The 19,523-nt window shown below is 72.1% G+C and carries 17 protein-coding genes; 5 read left to right on the top strand and 12 right to left on the bottom strand.

The window, feature by feature from the left end; all coding sequences use genetic code 11:
- Window positions 1-43: 43 nt before the first annotated feature.
- Window positions 44-997, bottom strand: coding sequence for an SRPBCC family protein (locus AAFN69_RS27450; RefSeq protein WP_347731518.1), 954 nt, complete (start codon window positions 995-997; stop codon window positions 44-46).
- Window positions 998-1,020: 23 nt separating this feature from the next.
- The gene (locus AAFN69_RS27445; protein WP_347731517.1) at window positions 1,021-2,112 is read right to left on the bottom strand and encodes a hypothetical protein; all 1,092 of its coding nucleotides are present in this window, start codon (window positions 2,110-2,112) and stop codon (window positions 1,021-1,023) included.
- 419 nt (window positions 2,113-2,531) lie between these two features.
- Here AAFN69_RS27445 and AAFN69_RS27440 point away from each other — a divergent pair, with 419 nt between their 5' ends.
- The 5 genes from AAFN69_RS27440 (at window position 2,532) to AAFN69_RS27420 (ending at window position 7,033) form a co-directional block, all read left to right on the top strand.
- A complete protein-coding gene (locus AAFN69_RS27440; protein ID WP_347731516.1) occupies window positions 2,532-3,020 on the top strand; it encodes a nuclear transport factor 2 family protein in 489 nt (162 codons plus the stop codon).
- Between the two features lie 148 nt (window positions 3,021-3,168).
- Window positions 3,169-4,302: an acyl-CoA dehydrogenase family protein gene (locus AAFN69_RS27435; protein WP_347731515.1), complete on the top strand. Its 1,134-nt coding sequence runs from the start codon at window positions 3,169-3,171 to the stop codon at window positions 4,300-4,302.
- Window positions 4,303-4,427: 125 nt separating this feature from the next.
- Complete coding sequence (locus tag AAFN69_RS27430) at window positions 4,428-4,898, top strand: nuclear transport factor 2 family protein (RefSeq protein ID WP_347731514.1); 471 nt, start codon at window positions 4,428-4,430, stop codon at window positions 4,896-4,898.
- A gap of 78 nt (window positions 4,899-4,976) precedes the next feature.
- Entirely contained in the window at window positions 4,977-6,047 is a 1,071-nt protein-coding gene (locus AAFN69_RS27425) for an LLM class flavin-dependent oxidoreductase (RefSeq protein ID WP_347731513.1), read from the top strand.
- Window positions 6,044-7,033 (top strand): 3-hydroxyacyl-CoA dehydrogenase NAD-binding domain-containing protein, encoded by a 990-nt coding sequence (locus AAFN69_RS27420; protein ID WP_347731512.1) that lies wholly within the window; start codon window positions 6,044-6,046, stop codon window positions 7,031-7,033. The genes AAFN69_RS27425 and AAFN69_RS27420 overlap by 4 nt, the downstream gene beginning before the upstream one ends.
- Before the next feature lie 88 nt (window positions 7,034-7,121).
- Here AAFN69_RS27420 and AAFN69_RS27415 read toward each other — a convergent pair whose 3' ends face one another.
- From AAFN69_RS27415 to AAFN69_RS27370, 10 genes are all read right to left on the bottom strand, one after another.
- On the bottom strand, window positions 7,122-7,991 hold the full coding sequence (locus AAFN69_RS27415) for an AfsR/SARP family transcriptional regulator (RefSeq protein WP_347731511.1): 870 nt from the start codon (window positions 7,989-7,991) through the stop codon (window positions 7,122-7,124).
- 272 nt (window positions 7,992-8,263) lie between these two features.
- Complete coding sequence (locus AAFN69_RS27410) at window positions 8,264-12,118, bottom strand: amino acid adenylation domain-containing protein (protein WP_347731510.1); 3,855 nt, start codon at window positions 12,116-12,118, stop codon at window positions 8,264-8,266.
- 320 nt (window positions 12,119-12,438) lie between these two features.
- Window positions 12,439-13,380 carry a ribose-phosphate diphosphokinase gene (locus AAFN69_RS27405; protein ID WP_347731665.1) on the bottom strand — a complete coding sequence of 314 codons (942 nt, stop codon included), beginning with the start codon at window positions 13,378-13,380 and terminating at the stop codon, window positions 12,439-12,441.
- A gap of 14 nt (window positions 13,381-13,394) precedes the next feature.
- Entirely contained in the window at window positions 13,395-14,480 is a 1,086-nt protein-coding gene (locus AAFN69_RS27400) for an alkene reductase (protein WP_347731509.1), read from the bottom strand.
- Window positions 14,481-14,663: 183 nt separating this feature from the next.
- Window positions 14,664-15,611, bottom strand: coding sequence for a pseudouridine-5'-phosphate glycosidase (locus tag AAFN69_RS27395; protein ID WP_347731508.1), 948 nt, complete (start codon window positions 15,609-15,611; stop codon window positions 14,664-14,666).
- Window positions 15,612-15,622: 11 nt separating this feature from the next.
- Window positions 15,623-15,862 (bottom strand): tautomerase family protein, encoded by a 240-nt coding sequence (locus AAFN69_RS27390; RefSeq protein WP_347731507.1) that lies wholly within the window; start codon window positions 15,860-15,862, stop codon window positions 15,623-15,625.
- A gap of 154 nt (window positions 15,863-16,016) precedes the next feature.
- Window positions 16,017-16,943, bottom strand: coding sequence for an EamA family transporter (locus tag AAFN69_RS27385; protein WP_347731506.1), 927 nt, complete (start codon window positions 16,941-16,943; stop codon window positions 16,017-16,019).
- Window positions 16,940-17,605: a uracil phosphoribosyltransferase gene (upp, locus tag AAFN69_RS27380; protein WP_347731505.1), complete on the bottom strand. Its 666-nt coding sequence runs from the start codon at window positions 17,603-17,605 to the stop codon at window positions 16,940-16,942. The genes AAFN69_RS27385 and upp overlap by 4 nt, the downstream gene beginning before the upstream one ends.
- 90 nt (window positions 17,606-17,695) lie before the next feature.
- Window positions 17,696-18,379 carry a phosphoribosylanthranilate isomerase gene (locus tag AAFN69_RS27375; protein WP_347731504.1) on the bottom strand — a complete coding sequence of 228 codons (684 nt, stop codon included), beginning with the start codon at window positions 18,377-18,379 and terminating at the stop codon, window positions 17,696-17,698.
- A 254-nt stretch (window positions 18,380-18,633) separates the two neighbouring features.
- On the bottom strand, window positions 18,634-19,523 hold an 890-nt coding region (locus AAFN69_RS27370; protein WP_347731503.1), incomplete at its 5' end, for an alpha/beta fold hydrolase.

Raw genomic sequence — 19,523 nt, 5'->3', positions numbered from 1 at the left:
CCGGTGCGGGCGGTGGGGCGCCCGCACCGGCCGGGTGGTGGTGTCAGGGGGTGGGTGCCGCGGTGAAGCGGCGGGCGGTGGCGTCGAGGATGAGGCGGGCCTTGGTGCTGAGTTCGGCGCGGATGAAGCCGCGGGCGGCCTCGATGCCGGTGTCGGGGCCGAGGACGGCGGCGACGCCGTCCTCCTTGATGACGACCGTCTGGACGGAGCGGACGGTGGTGGCCCGGCCGCCGTCGTGGTCCTCCAGGTGCCACTGGACGTGGTGGCTGGCGCCGAGCGGGGGCAGCAGGAGCTGTTTGTAGGCGATCTTGCGGCCGGGCAGGGCGATTCGGGCGGTTCTGGTGGTGAAGGTGCCGCCGCGGGCCTCGGCGGTCTCCATGTCCAGGATGTGGGTGTGGGCGGGGCCGCCGGGCAGGGTCTCGGCGCGCAGGACGTGGTCCATGAAGGCGGGCCAGCCGGCGGCGTCGAAGAGGGCGGTGTGGACCCGGTCTGCGGGGGCCGGGACGGTGACGGTGTCCTCGACGGTGACCAGGGCGAGGGGGCCGAGTTCGGCGGCGGCGCGGACGGCGGCGGTCTCGGTGCGGGCGATGGTGTCGAGGGTGGCGGTGAGGGCGTCGTCGGCGTCCGGTGCGGCGCCGGGCGCCGGGCGGTAGTCGTGTTCGAGGCGCAGCAGGCACTCGGTCGGCGAGAGCGGGACGGTCACCCAGGTGCGGAGCATCGACTCCAGGTGCGGGGGCGGGTTGTCGGGGCGGAATGCGACGCGCAGGGCGTCGGGGTCGGTGTGGCGGACGGCGGTGAAGTGCTCGATGGTGTCGCCGGAGTGGGTCCACATGCCGATCCGGTCGCCGCCGTCGCGGGGGCCGAGGTTCTCCAGGTGGATGAAGGGGGCGAAGATCCTGGGCCAGTTGTCCTCGGCGGCGAGGAGGCGGTGGACGTCGGCGGCCGGTGCGCTCACCCGGGTTTCGCGGGTGTGGTGGCGGGTGGCTGCTGGTGACATGGCTGCTCCTGGGTCGCGGGCGGTCAGCTCTGCCAGCGGGCGGCGTGGACGTTGCCCTGGGGTGTGGTCAGATAGCCGACTGCCGATCCGTTGTCGCTGATGAGGTAGGCCTCGCAGGCCCCGGGTATGGTCGCGGCGAGGTTGGTGACGGTGCCGGCGGCGTTCCAGCTGACGGCGCTGTAGACGCCGCCGGGGGTGTAGGAGAAGCCGACGGCGACTCCCTGGTTGTTGATGCCGTAGACGGCGGTGCCGGTGTCGCCGGGCAGGGGCTGGAGGGGGACGGCGGCGTTGCCGGGGGTCCAGCGCAGGGCGTGGAAGGGGCCGTCGTATCCGGCGCCGGCGCGGTAGGAGTTGCCGACCACGACGCCGTGGTCGTTGATCCAGCTGGCCTGGGTGGAGTCGTCGCCGGGCAGGGGGCCGCCGGCGAGGGCGACGGGGGTGCCGGCGGGGGTCCAGCGGACGGCCCGCTGGGCGCTGCCCTGCTGGGAGTAGCCGACCGCGGTGCCGAGGTTGTTGATCTTGGCGGCGGCGGAGGCGGTGGCGCCGGGCAGCGGGGGCAGGTGGGTGGCCTGGCCGCCGGGGGTCCAGCGCATGGCCTTGTAGACGTTGTCGGGGGTGGCGGAGAAGCCGACGGAGACGTTGAGGTTGTTCACGCCGTAGGCGCGGGACTTGGTGGAGCCGGGCAGGGTCTGGAGGGGGAAGGGGGTGCGGCGGCCGGGGCGCCACAGGACGGCGTGTTCGGAGTTGTCGGCGGCGGTGGAGCGGCCGACGGCGACGCCGTGGCTGTTGAGGTTGAACGCGGTGCCGCCGGTGTCGCCGGGGAGGGTGCCGAGGTCGCTGATGGTGCCGGCGGCGGACCAGCGCACGGGGCGGGTGGTTCCCTGGGCGTTGGTGGAGTAGCCGACGGTGACGTTGTTGTTGTTGACCGAGTAGGCGCGGCTGGTGGTGCCCCCGGGGAGGGTGCCGAGGTCGGTGACGGCGACGGCCGTGCGGGCGGGTGCGGGGTGCGGGCCGGCGGCTGCCGTGCCGGCGGGCAGGGCGGCGGTGAGCAGGGCGGCGGTGCCCAGGGCGGTTCCGGCGCGGCGCAGGGTGCGGGCCGTCGGGTGGCTGTTCATGGTTCGGGTGGTTCCTTTCGGCGGTGCTGTACGGGTGCTGTTCGGGTGTGGCGGGGCCGGGTGCGTGCCGGGCGGGTGGGGCGTCCCGGGGTGCGGGCGGCTCGCCGGGCCCCGGGTGCGGTGCCCGGGGCGGCCGGTGGGGCGGCGGCGGGGGCGCTGCGGGCGGGGCGTGTCCCGCGGGTGTGCGGGGCGGCCTGGGTGGTGCGGTTCGGCGCGGCGGTGCGGCCGGTCCGGCCGGGCGCGGGGCCTGGTGCGGGGGCCGTGGCGGCGGGGCGGGGCGCGCATGGCGGGCGGGCCTCGTTTCGCCGGTTGCCGGGCTTGGGCGGTCACGATGGCCCGCGCGGCTCAACTCGGGCTCGAGAGGCGGGGAGAAGGCTGGTCCCGTCAGTGCCGCCGTGAGCGATGAGGAGGGTTTGCCGATGAGTGCGATCAGTGCCGCGCGTGCGATGGGTGCGATCTGGAGCGGGACGGGTGCCGGGGTGCCGGCCGGGGTGTATGCGCAGGTGCAGCAGTTCTATACGTGGCAGATGGGGCTGCTGGAGGGGGATGAGGCGGATCCGGAGGCGTGGGCGGCGACGTTCACGGAGGACGCGGTGTTCGCGTCGACGGTGCAGCCGGAGCCGGAGCGGGGGCGGGCGGCGATTTTGGCGTCGGTGCGGGCGGGGGTGGCGGGGATCGCGGCGCAGCGGCTGGATTTCCGGCACTGGTTCGGGATGGTGGGGGTCGAGGAGGGGGATGAGGAGGGTTCGCTGCGGACGCGGTATTACGCGCTGGCGATGGCGACGCCGCGCGGGGGTTCGCTGAAGGTGCGCGGTTCGCTGCTGTGCTACGACGATCTGGTCCGCGGGGAGTCGGGGGGTCTGCTGGTGGCGCGGCGGACGCTGGTGGCGGACGGGCGTTCGGGGTGAGGGGTCGAGCAGTGTTCCAGTCGGTCTGGATCGTGCGCGGTGAGGGTTTTCGTGCCGGTCCTTCGCACCGCTGTGCCGCCTTCGGGGGGCCGCTGTGCCGGCCCTTCGCACCGCTGTGCCGCTACGACGAGCGAGGAATGTGGTTTTGATGCCGAGCTGGCCGCCATCGGGGATGACGGAGCTGTCCGTGCGGGCGAGGGAGCTGTCCGCGCTGGCGGCCAGGGACGCCGATCTGGCCGATACCGCGGGCGCGTTGTCGCCGGCGGTGGCGGAGGGGATCGTGGGGGCGGGGTTCGCGGGGCATTTCGTGCCGGCTCGTTTCGGGGGCCGGGCGGGGTCGGCGCGGGAGCTGCTGGAGGGGGTGGCGGCGCTGGCGGAGGGGTGCACGTCGGCGGGGTGGTGTGCGTCGGTGCTGGCGGGTGCGAGCCGGATGGGGGCGTTTCTGCCGGATGAGGGGCAGGCGGAGCTGTGGGCCAAGGGGCCGGAGACGGCGGTGGTGGGTGCGCTGATGCCGCGGGGTGGTGCCACGGAGGTCTCCGGCGGGTGGCGGGTGAGCGGGGAGTGGAATTTCACCAGTGCGGTGGGGTTCTCGGACTGGGCGCTGGTGTGTGCGCTGGTGCCGCGGGGTGGGGGGCGTGAGCCGTGGTTCCTGGCGCTGCCCCGGGAGGATTTCCGGGTGGCGGACACCTGGACGTCGGTGGGGATGCGGGGTACGGGCAGCAACACGCTGCTGGCGGACAATGTGTTCGTTCCCGCGCACCGGGCCTTCGCGCGTCAGGAGATGGCCGAGGGGCGTGCGGTGGGTTCGGACGCGCGCTGCCACACGGTGCCGCTGCGGCTGGTGAGCGGGCTGCTGTTCGGTGCTCCGGCGCTGGGGGCGGCGCGGGCGGCGCTGCGGGTGTGGGCGGATGACTCGCGGACGGGGGCGCGGGAGGAGGAGCCGGGGCTGCGGATCGCGCTGTCGCGTGCGGTGGTGGCGGTGGGGGCGGCGCAGTTGCTGATGGAGCGGGCGGCGGGGGTGGCGGACGCGCCGCGGGCGGGTGCGCTGGATGTGCTGCGGTCGCCGGCGGAGTGCGCGTTCGCGGTGGAGCAGCTGGTGGATGTGGTCGAGCGGCTGTTGCGCAGCTGTGGCAGCACGGCGCAGCTGGCGGGGCATCCGCTGCAGCGGCTGTGGCGTGATGTGCACAGTCTGTCGAGTCATGTGGCGCTGCGTTTCGATCCGGCGGCGGCGGCGTACGGGTCGGGTCTGCTGAGTGCGGACGGCGGGATCTGCGCGGCGTGACGCGCGGGCCCGGGTGTGCCGCGGGGGCCTTCGGTGCCCGCCGGTGCTGGTTTTCGGCTTCTGTTCCCTCCCTGTTGTGACCCATGGCGATGCCGGTGATCCGGCGTGATCGGAAGGGCAGTTCGATGAGTGATGTGACCCCGCACCCGGTGCGGAACGCGGCGGACGGTTTTGTCTCCGCGGAGGTGTACGCGCGGGTGCAGCAGTTCTACGCCCGTCAGATGGGGCTGCTGGACGACGGCCGGCCCGATGAGTGGGCGGGGACGTTCACCGAGGACGCGGTGTTCCAGGAGGCGAGCCGGCTGGATGAGCCGCTGCGGGGGCGGGAGGCCATCCGGGCCTCGTCGCGGGCCCGCAAGGTGCGGCTGGAGGAGGCGAAGGTCGATTTCCGGCACTGGCTGGGGATGCTGGAGGTGACCGACGCCGGGGACGGTTCGCTGGTGACCCGGGCGTACGCGCTGGCGATGCGGACCCAGCGCGGGGGTGAGCTGGACATCTTCGCGAGTGTGGTCTGCCGTGACCGGCTGGTGCCGGTGGACGGTTCCTGGCAGGTGCGTTCGCGTGATCTGGAGCACGACGGCTCGGACCGCGGCTGACCGGCACTCCCCCGCTCCTCCCCGGCTCCTCCCCTCCTTCTCCCGCCTGATTCATCTGAAACGCCCTAGGAGTTCTCCGTGAAATTCGGGATTGTCTTCTTTCCCACGGTCGGCCCGGCCGACCGCGGTGCGCAGCAGTACTTCGACGAGGCCCTGCGGCTGGTGGATCTGGCCGAGGAGCTGGGGTTCGACCATGTGAAGATGGTGGAGCACTACTTCTTCGCCTATGGCGGCTACAGTCCCGACCCGGTGACGTTCCTGGCGGCGGCGGCGGGGCGGACCTCGCGGGTGCGGCTGGGCACCAGTGCCACGATTCCGGCGTTCCAGCACCCGGTGAAGCTGGCGGGGAAGCTGGCGATGCTGGACAACATCTCGGGCGGGCGGGTGGACGCCGCGTTCGGGCGGGCTTTCCTGCCGGACGAGTTCAAGGCGTTCGGGGTCTCCATCGACGAGTCGAAGGACCGGTTCGTCGAGGGGGTGGACGCCATCAAGCGGCTGTGGGCCGAGGAGGACGTGGTCGTGGAGGGGCGGTTCCACCGGTTCGGTCCGGTGACGCTGCTGCCGCGGCCGGTGCAGCAGCCGCATCCGCCGGTGTTCGTGACGACGGCGCGCAGTGCCGAGTCGTGCGCGGAGGCGGGCCGGGCGGGGCATCATCTGCAGACGGTGCCCAATGTGATGTCCACCGAGGAGCTGCAGCACCGGCTCTCGCTCTACCGCGCGGAGTGGGCGGCGGGCGGCCGGGAGCCGGGGACGGAGCAGATCCACTTCAGCTATCCGTGTGTGGTGGACGAGGACGGTGAGCGGGCCCGGGTCAAGGGCCGGCTGGACGACGACCGCAACTCGGCGGCGATCCGTGACGCGGTGGCCTCGTGGGGCACGACGCGGTCGGAGGCGTATCCGGGGTACGAGAAGCTGGTGGAGGCCACCCGCACCTCGCATTTCGAGTCGAAGATGGAGCAGCAGAAGCTGCTGGTGGGCGCGCCGGAGCAGGTGCGGGCGCAGCTGGAGCGGATCTCCGGGTGGTTCGGTGACGACATCACGATCAGCCTGGGGGTGCACTCGGGTCATCTGTCGTTCGAGGACGCGGCCACCACGATGCGGCTGATGGCCGAGCAGGTCATCCCGAAGCTGAACGGGGGCCGGGGATGAGCGCCGCGCAGAGCGGGCGGACGGTCACGGTGATCGGCGCGGGCACCATCGGGCTGGGCTGGATCGCCCTGTTCCTGGGCCATGGGCTGCGGGTGCGGGTCAACAGCCGGCGCCCGGACGCGCCGCGGGTGGTGGCCGAGGGCCTGGAGCTGTTCGCGCCGTATCTGCCCGAGGGCAGCGCGGATCCGGCCGGGTTCGGGGAGCGGCTGGAGTTCGAGCCGGACCTGGAGCGGGCGGTGGCCGGGGCGTCGGTGATCGTGGAGAACGCTCCGGAGAATCTGGCCCTGAAGCAGGAGCTGTTCGAGCGGATCGGGAAGGCGGCGGCGCCGGAGGCGCTGATCCTGTCGTCGACGTCGACGCTGAGTCCGGACGACATGGGTGCGCGGATGGCGGATTCGAGCCGGCTGGTGGTCGGTCATCCGTTCAATCCGCCGCATGTGGTGCCGCTGGTGGAGGTGGTCGCCGGGGAGCGGACGTCGCCGGAGGCGGTCGCGGAGGCGGTGGCGTTCTTCGAGTCGGTGAGCCGGGTGCCGGTGGTGCTGCGGAAGCCGATTCTGGCGTTCGCGGCGAACCGGCTGCAGTCGGCGCTGCTGCGGGAGTCGGTGCATCTGGTGCGTGAGGGTGTGGTGTCGCTGGAGGAGCTGGACCGGGTGGTCACGCACTCCATCGGGCTGCGCTGGGCCACTGTGGGCCCGTTTCTCGCCTTCCATCTGGGCGGGGGGCACGGCGGGCTGCGCAAGTGGCTGGGGACGCTGGGGTCGGGGCTGGAGCGCGGCTGGGAGCAGCTGGGCCGGCCTCCGATGGACCAGGAGACGATCGATTCGCTGATCGGGCAGGCGGAGCGGGCGTACGGGGGTTCCTCGTACGAGGAGCTGGTGCGTGAGCGTGATGCGCGGCAGACGGCGATTCTGCGGGTGCTGGCCGAGGTGTCGGCGGCGGGTGCCGCGGGCGGCGGCGCGGCGCCGGAGGGCGCGGGCACGGTCTGAGGTTCGCGCGCCCGGCGCGGAAGAGTCCCGGTACGGCCCGGTGGGCCGTGCCGGGACTCTTCCGTGCGGGGGGTGCGGGGGCGGGGTGTCAGATGCCGGAGGGGGCGGCGAGGTGTTCACGGCGGGTGGGGCGGGCGGTGAGGGGGGCGCGGCCGGGGGTGCGTCCGGGTACGGGGGTGGGGGCGCGGCCGGGGGCGGGCTGGCGTACGGGGCTCAGGAGCCAGATCTGGAGCTGTTTGAGTTCCAGGGAGGGTTCGAGGCCGAGTTCGTCGGCGAGGAGGCGGCGGACGTTCTGGTAGGCCTGGAGGGCTTCGGCGCGGCGGCCGGCGGCGCCGAGGGCGGCGATGAGCTGGCTGTGGAACCATTCGTTGAGGGGGTAGTCGTTGATGAGGCGGCGCAGTTCGGGGATGGATTCGCGGTGGCGGCCGAGCTGGTCCTCGGCCTCGATGCGTATCTCGAAGGCGCGGATGCGCAGTTCCTCGAGGTGGACGATGTGGCCGGTGAGGACGTCGCCGGCGGGGAAGTTGGACAGGGCCGGTCCGCGCCACAGGTCCAGTGCGCGGCGGACGGTGGTGAGGGCGGCGAGGGGGTCGCCTTCGCTGAGTTCGTTGCGGGACTGGGCGACGAGGCGTTCGAAGATGCGGATGTCGACCTCGGAGTCGTCGACGCGGATGGCGTAGCCGGGGGGGCTGGTGACGATGAGGGAGCGGCCGGGGGCGGCGAGGTTCTCGTTCACGAACATGCGGCGGGCGTGGTAGACGTACGTCTGGAGGGTGGTGACGGCACTGCGCGGGGGTTTTTCGCCCCACAGGTCCTGGATGAGGGATTCGGCGGTGACGATCTCGTTGGGCCGGGTGAGCAGCAGGGCCAGTGTCTGGCAGACCTTCGGAGTTCCGGGGCGGTGGATCCTGCCGTCATCGGTGACGATCTCAAAGGGGCCGATGAGATTGAAGCGCATGGATTTTAACTCCTCGTCAGCAAGGACAGCGGCGTTTCCGAACGGTCTTCGACGGATGGTGGAGTGCGGTGGGAGGTCCGCCTGGATTTACCAAAAGTCTGTTGGGCGGCTTTATGTGCGTCAATCGGCGCAGGGTCAGGTGGCTGTCAACTTGCGTCAGGAACGGGATGGCTGCGGGCGGGTTTCTTCTTGTGGTGTCAGGGGCGGGGCAATACGGCCGCCCCGCCGGATTCGTTCCGGCGGGGCGGGCTCGCCTGGCGGGGTGCCGGGGGCTATCCGAGCAGGTAGCGGATGTGCTTGACGAGCTGGCGGATGTCGGGGTTCCGCAACAGGCTGTAGTGGTCGGCGTCGAGGTCGATGACGGTGGGGTCGGCGGCGGAGAATCCGCTGCTGTTCTCGATGAAGGAGTAGTCGTCGCCGCGGGCCTTGAAGATGGTGACGGGTGCGGTGATGTTGCGTTCGGCGAGTTCGCGGAAGGAGTATTCGAATTCGTAGGTCTGGCGGACGACTTCGATGATCCGGCGGGTGAGTTCTTCGTCGATTCCCTTGAGGTCGCTGATGAAGGCGGCGAATGAGGCTTCGTCGCGGCCGGCTTCGAGGCATTGCCGGAGTTCGGGTCCGGTGATGGAGCCGGTGAAGACGGAGTAGAGGATGGTGGTGAACGCCTTGTTGGTGAAGGAGGCGTCGCGGCCGTGGACGGCTCCGTCGGCGGCGCGGACCCGGGGTGAGCCGGGGGCGATGAGGAAGAGGTGGTCGACGCGTTCGCCGGCCTGTTCGAGCTGGTGGGCGGTTTCGAAGGCGACGCGGGCGCCGAAGGAGTATCCCCACAGGGTGTAGGGGCCGTCGGGCTGGATTTCCTTGATGGCGGCGATGTCGGCGGCGGCCATCTCGCCGATGGTGGCGTAGGGGGTCTCGCCTTCGTTGATGCCGTGGGCCTGGACGCCGTAGAAGGCGCGGGAGAGGCCGATCTCGCAGGCGAGGGTGCGCAGGTTCATCGGGTAGCCGCCGAGTCCGGGCCAGCAGATGACGGGTCTGCCGGGGCCGTCGGCGTGCAGGCGCAGGAGGCGGGAGGACTGTTCGATGGCGTCGCGTTCGAGGCGGCGGGCGAGTTTTTCGACGGTCGGGGACTCGATGAGGCTCTGCAGGGGCAGGGCGGCGCCGAGTCGGGTGTTGAGTTCGCGGATGATGCCGACGGCGATGAGGGAGTTGCCGCCGGATTCGAAGAAGTCGTCCTGGACGGAGACGCTGTCGCGGCGCAGGATGCGGGCCCAGACGCGGGTGATGGTCTTCTCGGTCTCGGTGCGCGGGGCGACGAAGGGGCGTTCGACGAGTTCGGCGTTGACCTGGTCGGATTCGGCGAGGGCCTTGGCGTCGATCTTGCCGTTGGCGGAGAGGGGGAGGCGGTCGAAGACGACGACGCGGTTGGGGATCATGTAGTCGGGGAGGAAGCCGACGAGGTCGTCGCGGATCATTTCGGCGGGGCCGCGCATGTGGACGGCGTCCTCGCGCATGCCTTCGCTGGTCTGCTGGTCGGGGCTGACGGCGCCGCCGACGAAGAAGTAGGAGGGGCCGGTGGGGAGGTTGTTGTCGGCCAGGACGGTGTCCATGCGGCGGGAGGCGGGCAGCGGGTTGCCGGTCTTGGAGCTGTAGCCGGAGGACATGAAGCCCAGGCCGAGGCCGTTCATCATGAGGTGCTGGAGGCGGCGGCCGAGTTCGATGTAGTGGAGCCAGCTCTCGCGGGCGCGGCTGACGACGGTGATGCCGAAGGAGGCGGCGTCGTAGACGGACTGGTTGATGGCGATGACGTGCTTCTTGAGGACGATGTCGTCGCTGAAGCGGGTCAGGGTGCCGTTGTTCCAGCGGTACTGGCCGGCGGGGAGGCCGGCGACGCGGTCGCCGTGGGTCTGGAGGTAGAGATCGGACTCGTCGTCGCGGGCGGGGCCGGCGGGGGCGAGTTCGAAGGTGCCGAGGTAGTGGTCGTCCGCGGCGCAGTCCAGGCGGTGGCGGACGGCCTCGTCGTGGGCGAGGGGGCGGATGTCGAGGCCGTGGTCGGGCAGGATCTGCTCGAAGAGGCCGAGGATGTGGCCGGTCTCGATTTCCAGGACTTCGCGGATGTTGTTCTTGTAGACGGGTTCGATGCCGCTGTGTCTGCCCATGAAGTGGACCAGGGCGCGGGGGGTGCCGGTGGCGGCGGCGGTGCTGATGAGGACGAGCTGGTGGGTGACGGGCTGGTAGTAGTAGTAGCCCGCCTCCAGGCCGGCGATGCCTTCGAGTTCGAGGTACATCTGGGTGGCGTAGAGGGCGCCGGGTGAGGCGTAGCCGTATTTGGGCAGGAGGCGTTCCTCGCTCTGGCACTGGCCGAACCAGCGCAGCAGGCGGCCGAGTTCGTCGCGGGTGAGGTCGGCGGGGTCGCGGGGGACGCCGGCGGGGACGCGGGCCGCGAGGAGGTCGTGGAGGGTGGCGGAGGTGACGGCCGGGCCCTCGTAGAAGCGGTAGGTCTTGCGGGCGAAGATGCGGCGGCGCTGTTCGGTGGTGGCGCAGGCGCCGGGCAGGTCGTGGGCGGTGCGGCGGGCGAGGTCCTCGCGGTCGCGCAGGCCGGGGTTGGACAGCTGTGCCTTGACCTGGAGTTTGCTCTTCTTGGAGGCGTGGTGGGAGCCGTGGTTGCCCTGGTCCATGAGGGCGGCTTCCTTCTCGCTGAGCTCGATGCAGGCGATGAGGTTCTGGAAGCCGGTGCGGGTGTCGTTGCGGACGATGACGGCGGCGTTGCGGACCCAGTCGTGGTTCTCGATCGCCAGGGATATCTCGTCGAGTTCGACGCGGTAGCCGCGGAGTTTGATCTGGTTGTCGGCGCGGCCGGCGAACTGGACGGTGCCGTCGGTGTTCCACTGGGCGAGGTCGCCGGTGCGGTAGAGGCGCACCGGGGGCTGTCCGGACTGGAGTTCGATGTCGAGGAAGCGTTCGGCGGTGAGGTCGGGGCGGTGGAGGTAGCCGCGGGCGAGCTGGATGCCGCCGATGTGGAGTTCGCCGATCTCGCCGGGGGCGACGGGGGCGAGGTCCTTGCCGAGGATGTGGTACTCGGTGCCGGCGGCGGGGCTGCCGATGGTGACGGACTGGGATCCCTCACCGGGGGCGTCGCGCAGGGCGCCGGCGCGCACGGTGTGGGAGGAGGTGTTGATGGTGCATTCGGTGGGGCCGTAGAGGTTGACCAGTTCGCGGCCGGGGAGTTCCTGGGTGGTCTGGAGGGCCAGGACGCGGGAGAGGGCCTCGCCGCCGCTGAAGATCTGGCGCAGGGAGGTGCAGGCGTCGAGTCTCTCGGTGTCCAGGAGGGCCTGGAGGAGGGTGGGGACGCACTGGAGGGTGGTGACCCGGTGGCGGTCGATGGTGTCGATGAGGCCCTCGGGGTCGGCGTAGACGCCGGGGCTGCCCATGACGACGGTGGCGCCGTTGGCGGGGGCGAGGATCTCCCACTGGGCGGCGTCGAAGCTCATGGGGGTTTTCTGGAGAATCGTCGTGGTGCGGCCGATGCCGTGGGTGTCGCGGAGCCATCGCAGCTGGCTGACGATGCTGCGGTGCTCGATCATGACGCCCTTGGGGCGGCCGGTGGAGCCGGAGGTGTAGATGACGTAGGCGAGGTCGCCGGGGGCGGGCCGGTTCGCGGCGGGCGGCTCGCGGCCGGGCGGCGGGGCGAAGGGCTCGGTGTCGCGCAGGGTGATGATGGTGGTGTCGCGGGGGGCGAGTTCGCACAGCCGGGAGGTGAGGCGCTCCTGGGCGAGGAGGATTTTGGCGCCGCTGTTCTCGATCATGTAGCGGAGCCGGTCCTCGGGGTATTCCGGGGAGAGCGGCAGATAGGCGGCGCCGGCGGTGAGGATGCCCCAGGCGCCGACCATCAGGTCGGTGGAGGGTTCCACGAAGAGGCCGACGCAGTCGTCGCGGGTGACGCCCAGGTGCAGCAGGTACTCGGCCGCCGCGGCGCTGCGGCGGGCGAGTTCACGGTAGGTGAGGGTTTCGTCCCGGTAGACGACCGCGGCCGCGTCGGGGTGTTCGGCGACCCGCTGGGCGAGCAGGCCGGGCAGTGTCACGGCGCCGGTGAGGGAGGGGTCGGGCACGCTGGGCTCCTGAAAGGTCATCTCGTTTCCTTACTTTCCTCGCTGGAACAGCGGGCGCGCTCGCTCCGCGCCCGCGCGACCGGTGCGGCTGGGCGGCCGTCCGGTCTGCCATGGCCCGCCGTGTCGGACCCGTGTCCGCGGGGTGGGGGCACCGCGGGTGCGGCGGGACCGGCGCCGGCGCGGCGGCCGGCGCGGGCGGGTGCCCGCGGCGGCGGTCCGGCCCGGGGGCCGGGGGTGCCGGGTGCCGGGCCGTCCGCCCGGAAGTGCCGGGAGGCGCGGTGGTGTGCCGCGTCCCCCGATGCGGGCGGGCGGGCCCCCGTCGGGCCCGCCCGCCCCGGTGTTCACCGGCCCTGGAGAAGCCGGGTGACCGATCCGTTCTCGAACACCTCTCGGGCCGCTCCGGCGATGAGCGGCGCGATGGGCAGGACGGTGATCTTGTCCAGTCCGAGGGCGCCGGGCACCGGGAGGGTGTCGGTGAAGACGAACTCGCTGACGGCGGAGTTCTTCAGCCGGTCGGCGGCGGGGCCGGAGAGGACTCCGTGTGTCGCGGCGACGATGACGTCCCGTGCTCCCTGGGCGAACAGGGCGTCGGCGGCGGCGCAGATGGTGCCGCCGGTGTCGATCATGTCGTCGACCAGGACGCAGACGCGGTCCTTGACCTCGCCGACGACCTCGTGGGCGGTGACCTGGTGGGCCACGTCCTTGTCGCGCCGTTTGTGGACGATCGCCAGCGGGGCGCCGAGCCGGTCGCACCAGCCGTCGGCGACGCGGACGCGGCCGGCGTCGGGTGAGACGACGGTGAGGGCGTCGCGGTCGGCCTGGGCGCCGATGTGGTCGGCGAGGACCGGCATGGCGAACAGGTGGTCGACGGGGCCGTTGAAGAAGCCCTGGATCTGGTCGGCGTGGAGGTCGACGGTGAGGATCCGGTCGGTGCCCGCGGTGGTGAGCAGGTCCGCCATGAGGCGGGCCGAGATGGGTTCGCGGCCGCTGTGTTTGCGGTCCTGGCGGGCGTATCCGTAGAAGGGGGCTATCACGGTGATGCTGCGTGCGGAGGCCCGTTTCAGTGCGTCGATCATGATGAGCTGTTCCATGATCGATTTGTTGATGGGGGCCGTGTGGCTCTGGATGACGAAGCAGTCCTTGCCGCGCACCGAGGCGTGGTAGCGGATGTAGATCTCGCCGTTGGCGAAGTCGATCGCTTTGGTGGGGACGAGTTCGGTGCCCAGTTCGGCGGCGACGGCGTCGGCCAGGGCGGGGTGGGCCCGTCCCGAGAAGAGCAGCATGTCCCCCGCGGTGTTCACGCGGCTTCCGCCTCCCCGAGCGACGGGTAGTCGGTGTAGCCGCGGTGGTCTCCGCCGTAGAGGGTGGCGGGGTCGAGTTCGTTGAAGGGGCCGCCGGCGCGCAGGCGGTCGGGGAGGTCGGGGTTGGCGAGGAAGAGGGCGCCGAAGGCGACGGCGCAGGCGACGCCCTGGTCGAGGGCTTCGGCGGCGGCGTCGGCGGTGACGGGGGTCATGTCGCCGGGGTGGGGGTTGAGGATGATGGTGCCGGTCCACTGGGCGCGGACGGCGGCGGTGGTGGCGCGGTTGCCGCCTTCCATGATGTGGAGGAAGGCGACGGGGGGCAGGGCGGCGACGAGGGCGTGGTAGAGCTCGTCGGTGTCGTTCTCGGTGATGTCGTTGTAGGGGTTGGCCGGGGAGATGCGGACGCCGACGCGGTCGGCGCCGATGCGGTCGGCGCAGGCTTCGATGACTTCGAGGGGGAAGCGGATGCGGGCGGCGATGGAGCCGCCGTATTCGTCGGTGCGCTCGTTGGTGTTGGAGGCGAGGAACTGGTGGAGGAGGAAGCCGTTGCCGGCGTGGATCTCGACGCCGTCGAAGCCGGCTTCGATCGCGTGGTGGGCGGCGTCGGCGAAGTCGCGGACGGTGGCGGCGATCTCGTCGCGGGTGAGTTCGTGGGGCTGCTGGTAGTCGAGGGGGCCGTCGGGGCCGAAGCACTGGCCGGCGGGGGTGACCGGGGAGGGGGCGACGGAGCGGTGGGCGCTGTGGGGGTAGAGCGCGGGGTGGCCGATGCGGCCGGAGTGCATGAGCTGGGCGACGATCTTGCCGCCGGCGCGGTGGACGGCGTCGGTGACGGGTTTGAAGGATTCGGTCTGCTGCGGGGTGTGCAGGCCGGGGGTGTTGAGGAAGCCCTGGCCGACCGCGCTGGGCTGGATGCCCTCGGTGATGATGAGGCCGGCGCCGGCCCGCTGGCCGTAGTAGGTGGCCATCAGGGCGGTGGCGCGGCCGTCGGGGGTGGCGCGGTTGCGGGTCATGGGTGCCATGACCATGCGGTTGCTCAGGGTCAGCTTCCCCAGGGTGACCGGCTCGAACAGCTTGTCGGACATGCTTCTCCTCGGTGAGGTTCGGTGCGTTGGTGCGCGTGGTGGTCCGGTGTGTGCCGGGCGGGGCGGTTGGCTCTGTGCTCGTTCGGCGGGTGCCGGGCGGGGCGGTTGGCTCTGTGCTCGTTCGGCGGGTGCCGGGCGGGGCGGTTGGCTCTGTGCTCGTTCGGCGGGGTGCCGGGCGGGCGGTCAGCTCTTCTGTGCCCGTTCGGCGAGGTGCTGGGCGTGGGCGGTGGCGAGCCGGCCGGCGGCTTCGGCGCAGGAGGCGAGGACGGCCATGTTGGCGCGGGCGGAGCGGCCCCTGGTGGCGGCGTCGACGGCGTGCATCAGGTATTTGGTGATGCCCTGGCCGGTGACGCCGTCGCGGGCGGCGGCGGTGACGGCTTCGCGGATGGCGGTGTCGACCTCGGCGGAGTCGATGGCGTCCTCCTCCCTGACCGGGGTGGTGATCAGGAAGGAGCTGTGGTTGCCCAGGGCCCAGTGGGCCTCGGCGGCGCGGGCGATGGCGTGTTCGTCGTCGAGGCGGTGCGGGGCGCGGTGGCCGCTGGTGCGGCAGTAGAAGGCGGGGAAGTCGTCCCAGCGGTAGGAGACGACGGGGACGCACTGGGTTTCGAGGTATTCCAGGGTCAGCCCGAGGTCGAGGATCATTTTGGCGCCCGCGCAGACGACGGCGGTGCGGGAGCGGGTGAACTGGATGAGGTCGGAGGAGACGTCCCAGGTGTCCTGGGCGCCGCGGTGGACGCCGCCGATGCCGGCGGAGGAGAACCAGGTGATGCCGGCGAGTTCGGCGGCGACGACGGAGGAGGCGACGGTGGTGGCGCCGGGTCCGCCGCCGGCCAGGACGACGGGCATGTCGCGGCTGGAGACCTTGGGGATGCCGGGCAGGGAGGCGAAGCGCTCGATGTCGGCGTCGGTCATGCCGACGCGGATCTCGCCGGCGTCGATGCAGATGGTGGCGGGTACGGCGCCGCCGGCGCGGACGGCGTCCTCGACCTTGCGGGCGGTGGCGGCGTTGTCGGGGTAGGGCAGGCCGTGGGTGATGACGTTGCTCTCCAGGGCCACGACGGGGCGGCCGGTGCGCAGGGCGTCGCGGACCTCGTCGGTGAAGACGAGGGGGATGGTGTGGCGGTTGCTCATCGCGGTGTCCCTCACTTGCCGTTCCAGTAGCCGGGTGTGCGCAGCAGCTGGTCGCGGCCCTGCTGGTCGGCGAGGTGGGGCATGACGGTGGTGCCCCATTCCTCGGGGGTGACGGGCTCCAGGGAGATGGAGACGGCGTCGGCGTCGGCGGGGAAGAGGCGGGTGACGGCCTCGGTGAGGGCGGTGTCGATGTCGGTGAGCTGCTGCGGGGTGAAGTTCCGCGGGTGGTGCGAGATGTGGATGTGGGGCACGGCGGTGGGTCCTGTCCTTGAGGTCGGGGTGGGGCGGGTGGCACACCGCGGGCGGGGGAATCGCCGCGGTGTGCCACGGCCCGCTTCCCGTCCTCGTCGGGGGAGGTGGGACGGGAAGTTCTCGGGCGGGCGGGGCCGGTGGCGCGGGCGGTGGTCAGGCGCCGGCGTGCTCGCGGGGCTGTTCGCCGGCGCGGGCGGGCGCGGGCGGGGGTGCGGGGGTTCGGCGGGCGGGGCGGGGCTGGGCCAGGACGACGGCGGCCACCACGATCAGCGCTCCGGTGATCTGGAGCGGGGACAGGGCCTGGTCGAGGACGAACCAGCCGAGGAGGGTGGCGGCGAGGGGTGAGGCGAAGCTGAGGAAGGAGACGGCGAGGGCGGGCAGCCGTTCCACGCCGCGGAACCACAGGGCGTAGGCGAGGAGGGCGCCGATGATGCCGAGGTAGGCGAAGCCCCAGAGGTTCTCGCCGGTGAGGGTGCGGGGCAGGCCTTCGCCGATGAGGGCGACGGGGACCAGGACGAGGCCGCCGACGGTGAGCTGCCAGCCGGTGAAGGTGAGCAGGCCGACGCCTTCGGGGCGGCCCCAGCGTTTGGTGAGGACGATGCCCAGGGCCATGGAGACGGCGCCGAGGAGGCCGGCGATGACGCCGGTGGTGCTGAGTCCGGCGTCGGGCTGGAGGACGAGGAGGGCGACTCCGGCGGCGCCCAGGACGCAGGCGGTGACGTGGACGCCTTTGATCTTGTCCTTGAGGAGCAGGGTGCCCAGCAGCAGGACCAGCATGGGCTGGATGGTCATGACGAGGGCGGCGACGCCGCCGGGGAGGTGGTAGGCGGCGACGAAGAGGAGGTAGAAGAAGGCGCCGATGTTGAGGACGCCCAGGACCAGGGCGCGCCACCACCAGATGCCGCGGGGCAGGGTGCGGCCGATGGCCAGGAGGATGAGTCCGGCGGGCAGGGCGCGCAGGACGGAGGCGAGCAGGGGCCGGTCGGCGGGGAGGAATTCGGTGGTGACGAGGTAGGTGGAGCCCCAGACCGCGGGGGCGAGGGCGGTGAGGGCGGAGTCCGCCAGGGAGCGGTGGTTCACGGGGTCACCGCCGAGTCGGTGGTGCCGAAGAAGCGGTCGCCGAAGTCGCCGATGCCGGGGATCATGAACGCGTTCTCGTTGAGGCGTTCCTCGATGGAGGAGGTGACCACGGTCACGGCGGGGTGGGCGGCGTGGAGGGTTTCGATGCCCTCGGGAGAGGCGAGGAAGTTGACGAAGACGATGTTCTTCTCCCGGACGCCGGCGTCGAGGAGGACGCGGATGGCGGCTTTGGCGCTGCCGCCGGTGGCGAGCATCGGTTCGGTGAGCAGGACGTGGCGGCCGGCGATGTCGTCGGGGAGGTTCTGGTAGTACAGGTGCGGGAGTTTGGTGGTCTTGTCGCGCTGGATGAGGATTTTGCCGATGCGCAGGCCGGGGATGAGGTCGCGGGCCTCGTCCAGCATGGCGTCGCCGGCGCGGATGACGGAGACGGCGCAGAGGTCGCCGGTGAAGCCCAGTCCGTCGTAGGTGGCGCCGACGGGGGTGGTGACCTGGTGTTTGTCGAACGGCAGCTGGTCCAGGGCCGATTCGAGGAGCAGGCGGATGATGCGCCGGGAGTAGCGGACGAAGTCCGCGCGTGAGGCGTCGCGGTCTCGGATGATCGTGTGCATGGCCCGCAGCTGGTTGGTCTGGGGCAGCGGGTGGACTGTGGGGCCGGTCACCATGGGAACCTGCTTCTTCGTCGGTCGGTGGGGCCTTCCGGGCCCGGGCCGGCCGCGGGGGGCCGGGCCCGGGCGGGGTGGGCCCGGGGTGTGTCAGGCGATTTCGGCGAATGCCCTGCGGGATTCGGCGACGAACTTGGCGACCTTGGCGCGGTCCTTGCGGCGGTCGGGGCCCTCCAGGCCGGTGTGGGCGTCGACGGCGGCGGGGCGTACGGCGCGGATGGCGTCGGCGACGTTCTCGGGGGTGAGGCCGCCGGCCATCATGAGGGGCTTGGGGGAACGGCGGACGAGTTCGGCGCTGACCGACCAGTCGTGGGTGAGGCCGGTGGCGCCCTTGGCGCCGGTGGCGGGGTCGAAGGTGTCGGTGATGAACATGTCGACCCATTCGGCGACGTCGTCGACGAGGCGCAGGAGTTCGTCGGCGTTGTCGGCCTTGACGACCAGGCTCTTGAGGACGTAGAGGTCGGGGCGGGCGGTCTTGAGCTTGCGCAGCTGCTCGGGCTCGACGTCGCCGTGGAGCTGGACGGCGCGGACGCCGAGTTCGGCGGTGAAGGCGCTGATCTCGTCGGCGTCGGTGAGGTAGCTGATGAGGACGCCCTCCTGGGGGGTCTTCAGGGAGCCGATGACGGCGGTGGCGTCGGCCTCGGATATGTCGTCCTTGCCGGAGGGCAGGCGCAGGGGGAAGCCGAACCAGTCGACGCCTTCCTCGGCGAGCATCGCGGCCTCGTCGGCGTCGATGATGCCGGCGACCTGGACCAGATCCTTCACGTCACTCATGTGTGTGTTCCTTGCGGTGATTCGGGATGAACCCGGGCGAACTGAAGGTGTGTGCGGGCAGGGCGGACCGGCCCGCCGGGTGGGCGGGCCGGTCGCGTCTGCCGGGTGGGCGGCGCCGGTCTGCCGGGCCGGTGTGTCCGGGCCGGCGTCGCCGATGACGTATGCGGCTTTACGTCACGGGATGCTCACTGAAAGGCTCTTAGCTCCCGGTCGGCCGGTCAATGGGAACCGTGTCAGATCCAGGTCAACCTTCTTCAGGGGGATGTCAGGTGGTGCGGGGGGTGCGGGGCGGCGGGGGTGCGGGGGCCGGCGGTGGTGCGCAGGGTGCTGGAGGGGTCCGCGGCGTCGCGGGTGAGCAGGCATTCCTCCAGGAAGGCGAGGGCGCGCAGATGGTAGGTGCGGGCGGCCCAGCCGAGGCTGATGTTGTGTCCGGCGTCGGGGAGGCGGACGGCTTCGGCGCGCGGGGAGGCGAGGGGGGCGAGGAGTTCGCGCAGGGCGGCGGGGTCGTGGTGCCACCAGCGTTCCTGTTCGGCGAAGGTGAAGCGGACGGGGGCGGTGACGCGGGCGGCGAGGCGGGGGTAGCGGGCGGGCCAGGCGGGGGTTTCGGCGGCTTCGAGGGCGGGGACGGGGCGCACGAGTTGGCCGCCGAGGCGCAGGGCGCCGGGCGGGTAGAGGCGCAGGGAGCCCCAGTGGCGGCGCCAGTCGCCGCGGCGGGCGGGGCCGGGGAGCTGGTGGGGGGCGGCGGCGAGGCGGGTGCCGATGCCGGAGAGGTCGAGGCCGATCACCCGGGCGGCGCGGGGGTCGGCGGCGGCGGCGAGGGCGAGGCGGGCGCCGCCGGAGTGGGCGAGGAGGAAGAATCCGGCGCCGGTGGGGTGGGTTTCGGCGTAGCGGGCGAGGGCGGTGTGGAGGGTGTCGCTCTGGTCGCCGAGGTTCTGGCCGCGGGGCAGGGCGGTGGCGGAGGCGCCGTAGCCGGGGCGGTCGGGGGCGATGACGGTGTGGCCGAGCTGGGCGCCGAGGGTGAGCAGGGACAGGCCGGGGCGGGCGCGGTTGTCGAAGTATCCGGCGCTCATGCCGACGCCGTGGAGGGCGACGATGACGGCGCGGGGGGTGTGGCGGGGGGTGGCGGTGAGGGCGGAGAGGGTGA

It is taken from the genome of Streptomyces sp. CAU 1734, from assembly GCF_039888735.1.
GTDB lineage: Bacteria > Actinomycetota > Actinomycetes > Streptomycetales > Streptomycetaceae > Streptomyces.
Note: the sequence above shows the minus strand (reverse complement) of the source record. Positions and strands in the feature narration are given on the sequence as shown.

What these genes read in the sequence shown, in the direction of transcription:
- AAFN69_RS27450 (WP_347731518.1), bottom strand. Translation starts at nt 997, where the DNA reads ATGTCACCAGCAGCCACCCGCCACCACACCCGCGAAACCCGGGTGAGC.
- AAFN69_RS27445 (WP_347731517.1), bottom strand. Translation starts at nt 2,112, where the DNA reads ATGAACAGCCACCCGACGGCCCGCACCCTGCGCCGCGCCGGAACCGCC.
- AAFN69_RS27440 (WP_347731516.1), top strand. Translation starts at nt 2,532, where the DNA reads ATGAGTGCGATCAGTGCCGCGCGTGCGATGGGTGCGATCTGGAGCGGG.
- AAFN69_RS27435 (WP_347731515.1), top strand. Translation starts at nt 3,169, where the DNA reads ATGCCGAGCTGGCCGCCATCGGGGATGACGGAGCTGTCCGTGCGGGCG.
- AAFN69_RS27430 (WP_347731514.1), top strand. Translation starts at nt 4,428, where the DNA reads ATGAGTGATGTGACCCCGCACCCGGTGCGGAACGCGGCGGACGGTTTT.
- AAFN69_RS27420 (WP_347731512.1), top strand. Translation starts at nt 6,044, where the DNA reads ATGAGCGCCGCGCAGAGCGGGCGGACGGTCACGGTGATCGGCGCGGGC.
- AAFN69_RS27415 (WP_347731511.1), bottom strand. Translation starts at nt 7,991, where the DNA reads ATGCGCTTCAATCTCATCGGCCCCTTTGAGATCGTCACCGATGACGGC.
- AAFN69_RS27410 (WP_347731510.1), bottom strand. Translation starts at nt 12,118, where the DNA reads ATGACCTTTCAGGAGCCCAGCGTGCCCGACCCCTCCCTCACCGGCGCC.
- AAFN69_RS27405 (WP_347731665.1), bottom strand. Translation starts at nt 13,380, where the DNA reads ATGCTGCTCTTCTCGGGACGGGCCCACCCCGCCCTGGCCGACGCCGTC.
- AAFN69_RS27400 (WP_347731509.1), bottom strand. Translation starts at nt 14,480, where the DNA reads ATGTCCGACAAGCTGTTCGAGCCGGTCACCCTGGGGAAGCTGACCCTG.
- AAFN69_RS27395 (WP_347731508.1), bottom strand. Translation starts at nt 15,611, where the DNA reads ATGAGCAACCGCCACACCATCCCCCTCGTCTTCACCGACGAGGTCCGC.
- upp (WP_347731505.1), bottom strand. Translation starts at nt 17,605, where the DNA reads ATGGTGACCGGCCCCACAGTCCACCCGCTGCCCCAGACCAACCAGCTG.
- AAFN69_RS27375 (WP_347731504.1), bottom strand. Translation starts at nt 18,379, where the DNA reads ATGAGTGACGTGAAGGATCTGGTCCAGGTCGCCGGCATCATCGACGCC.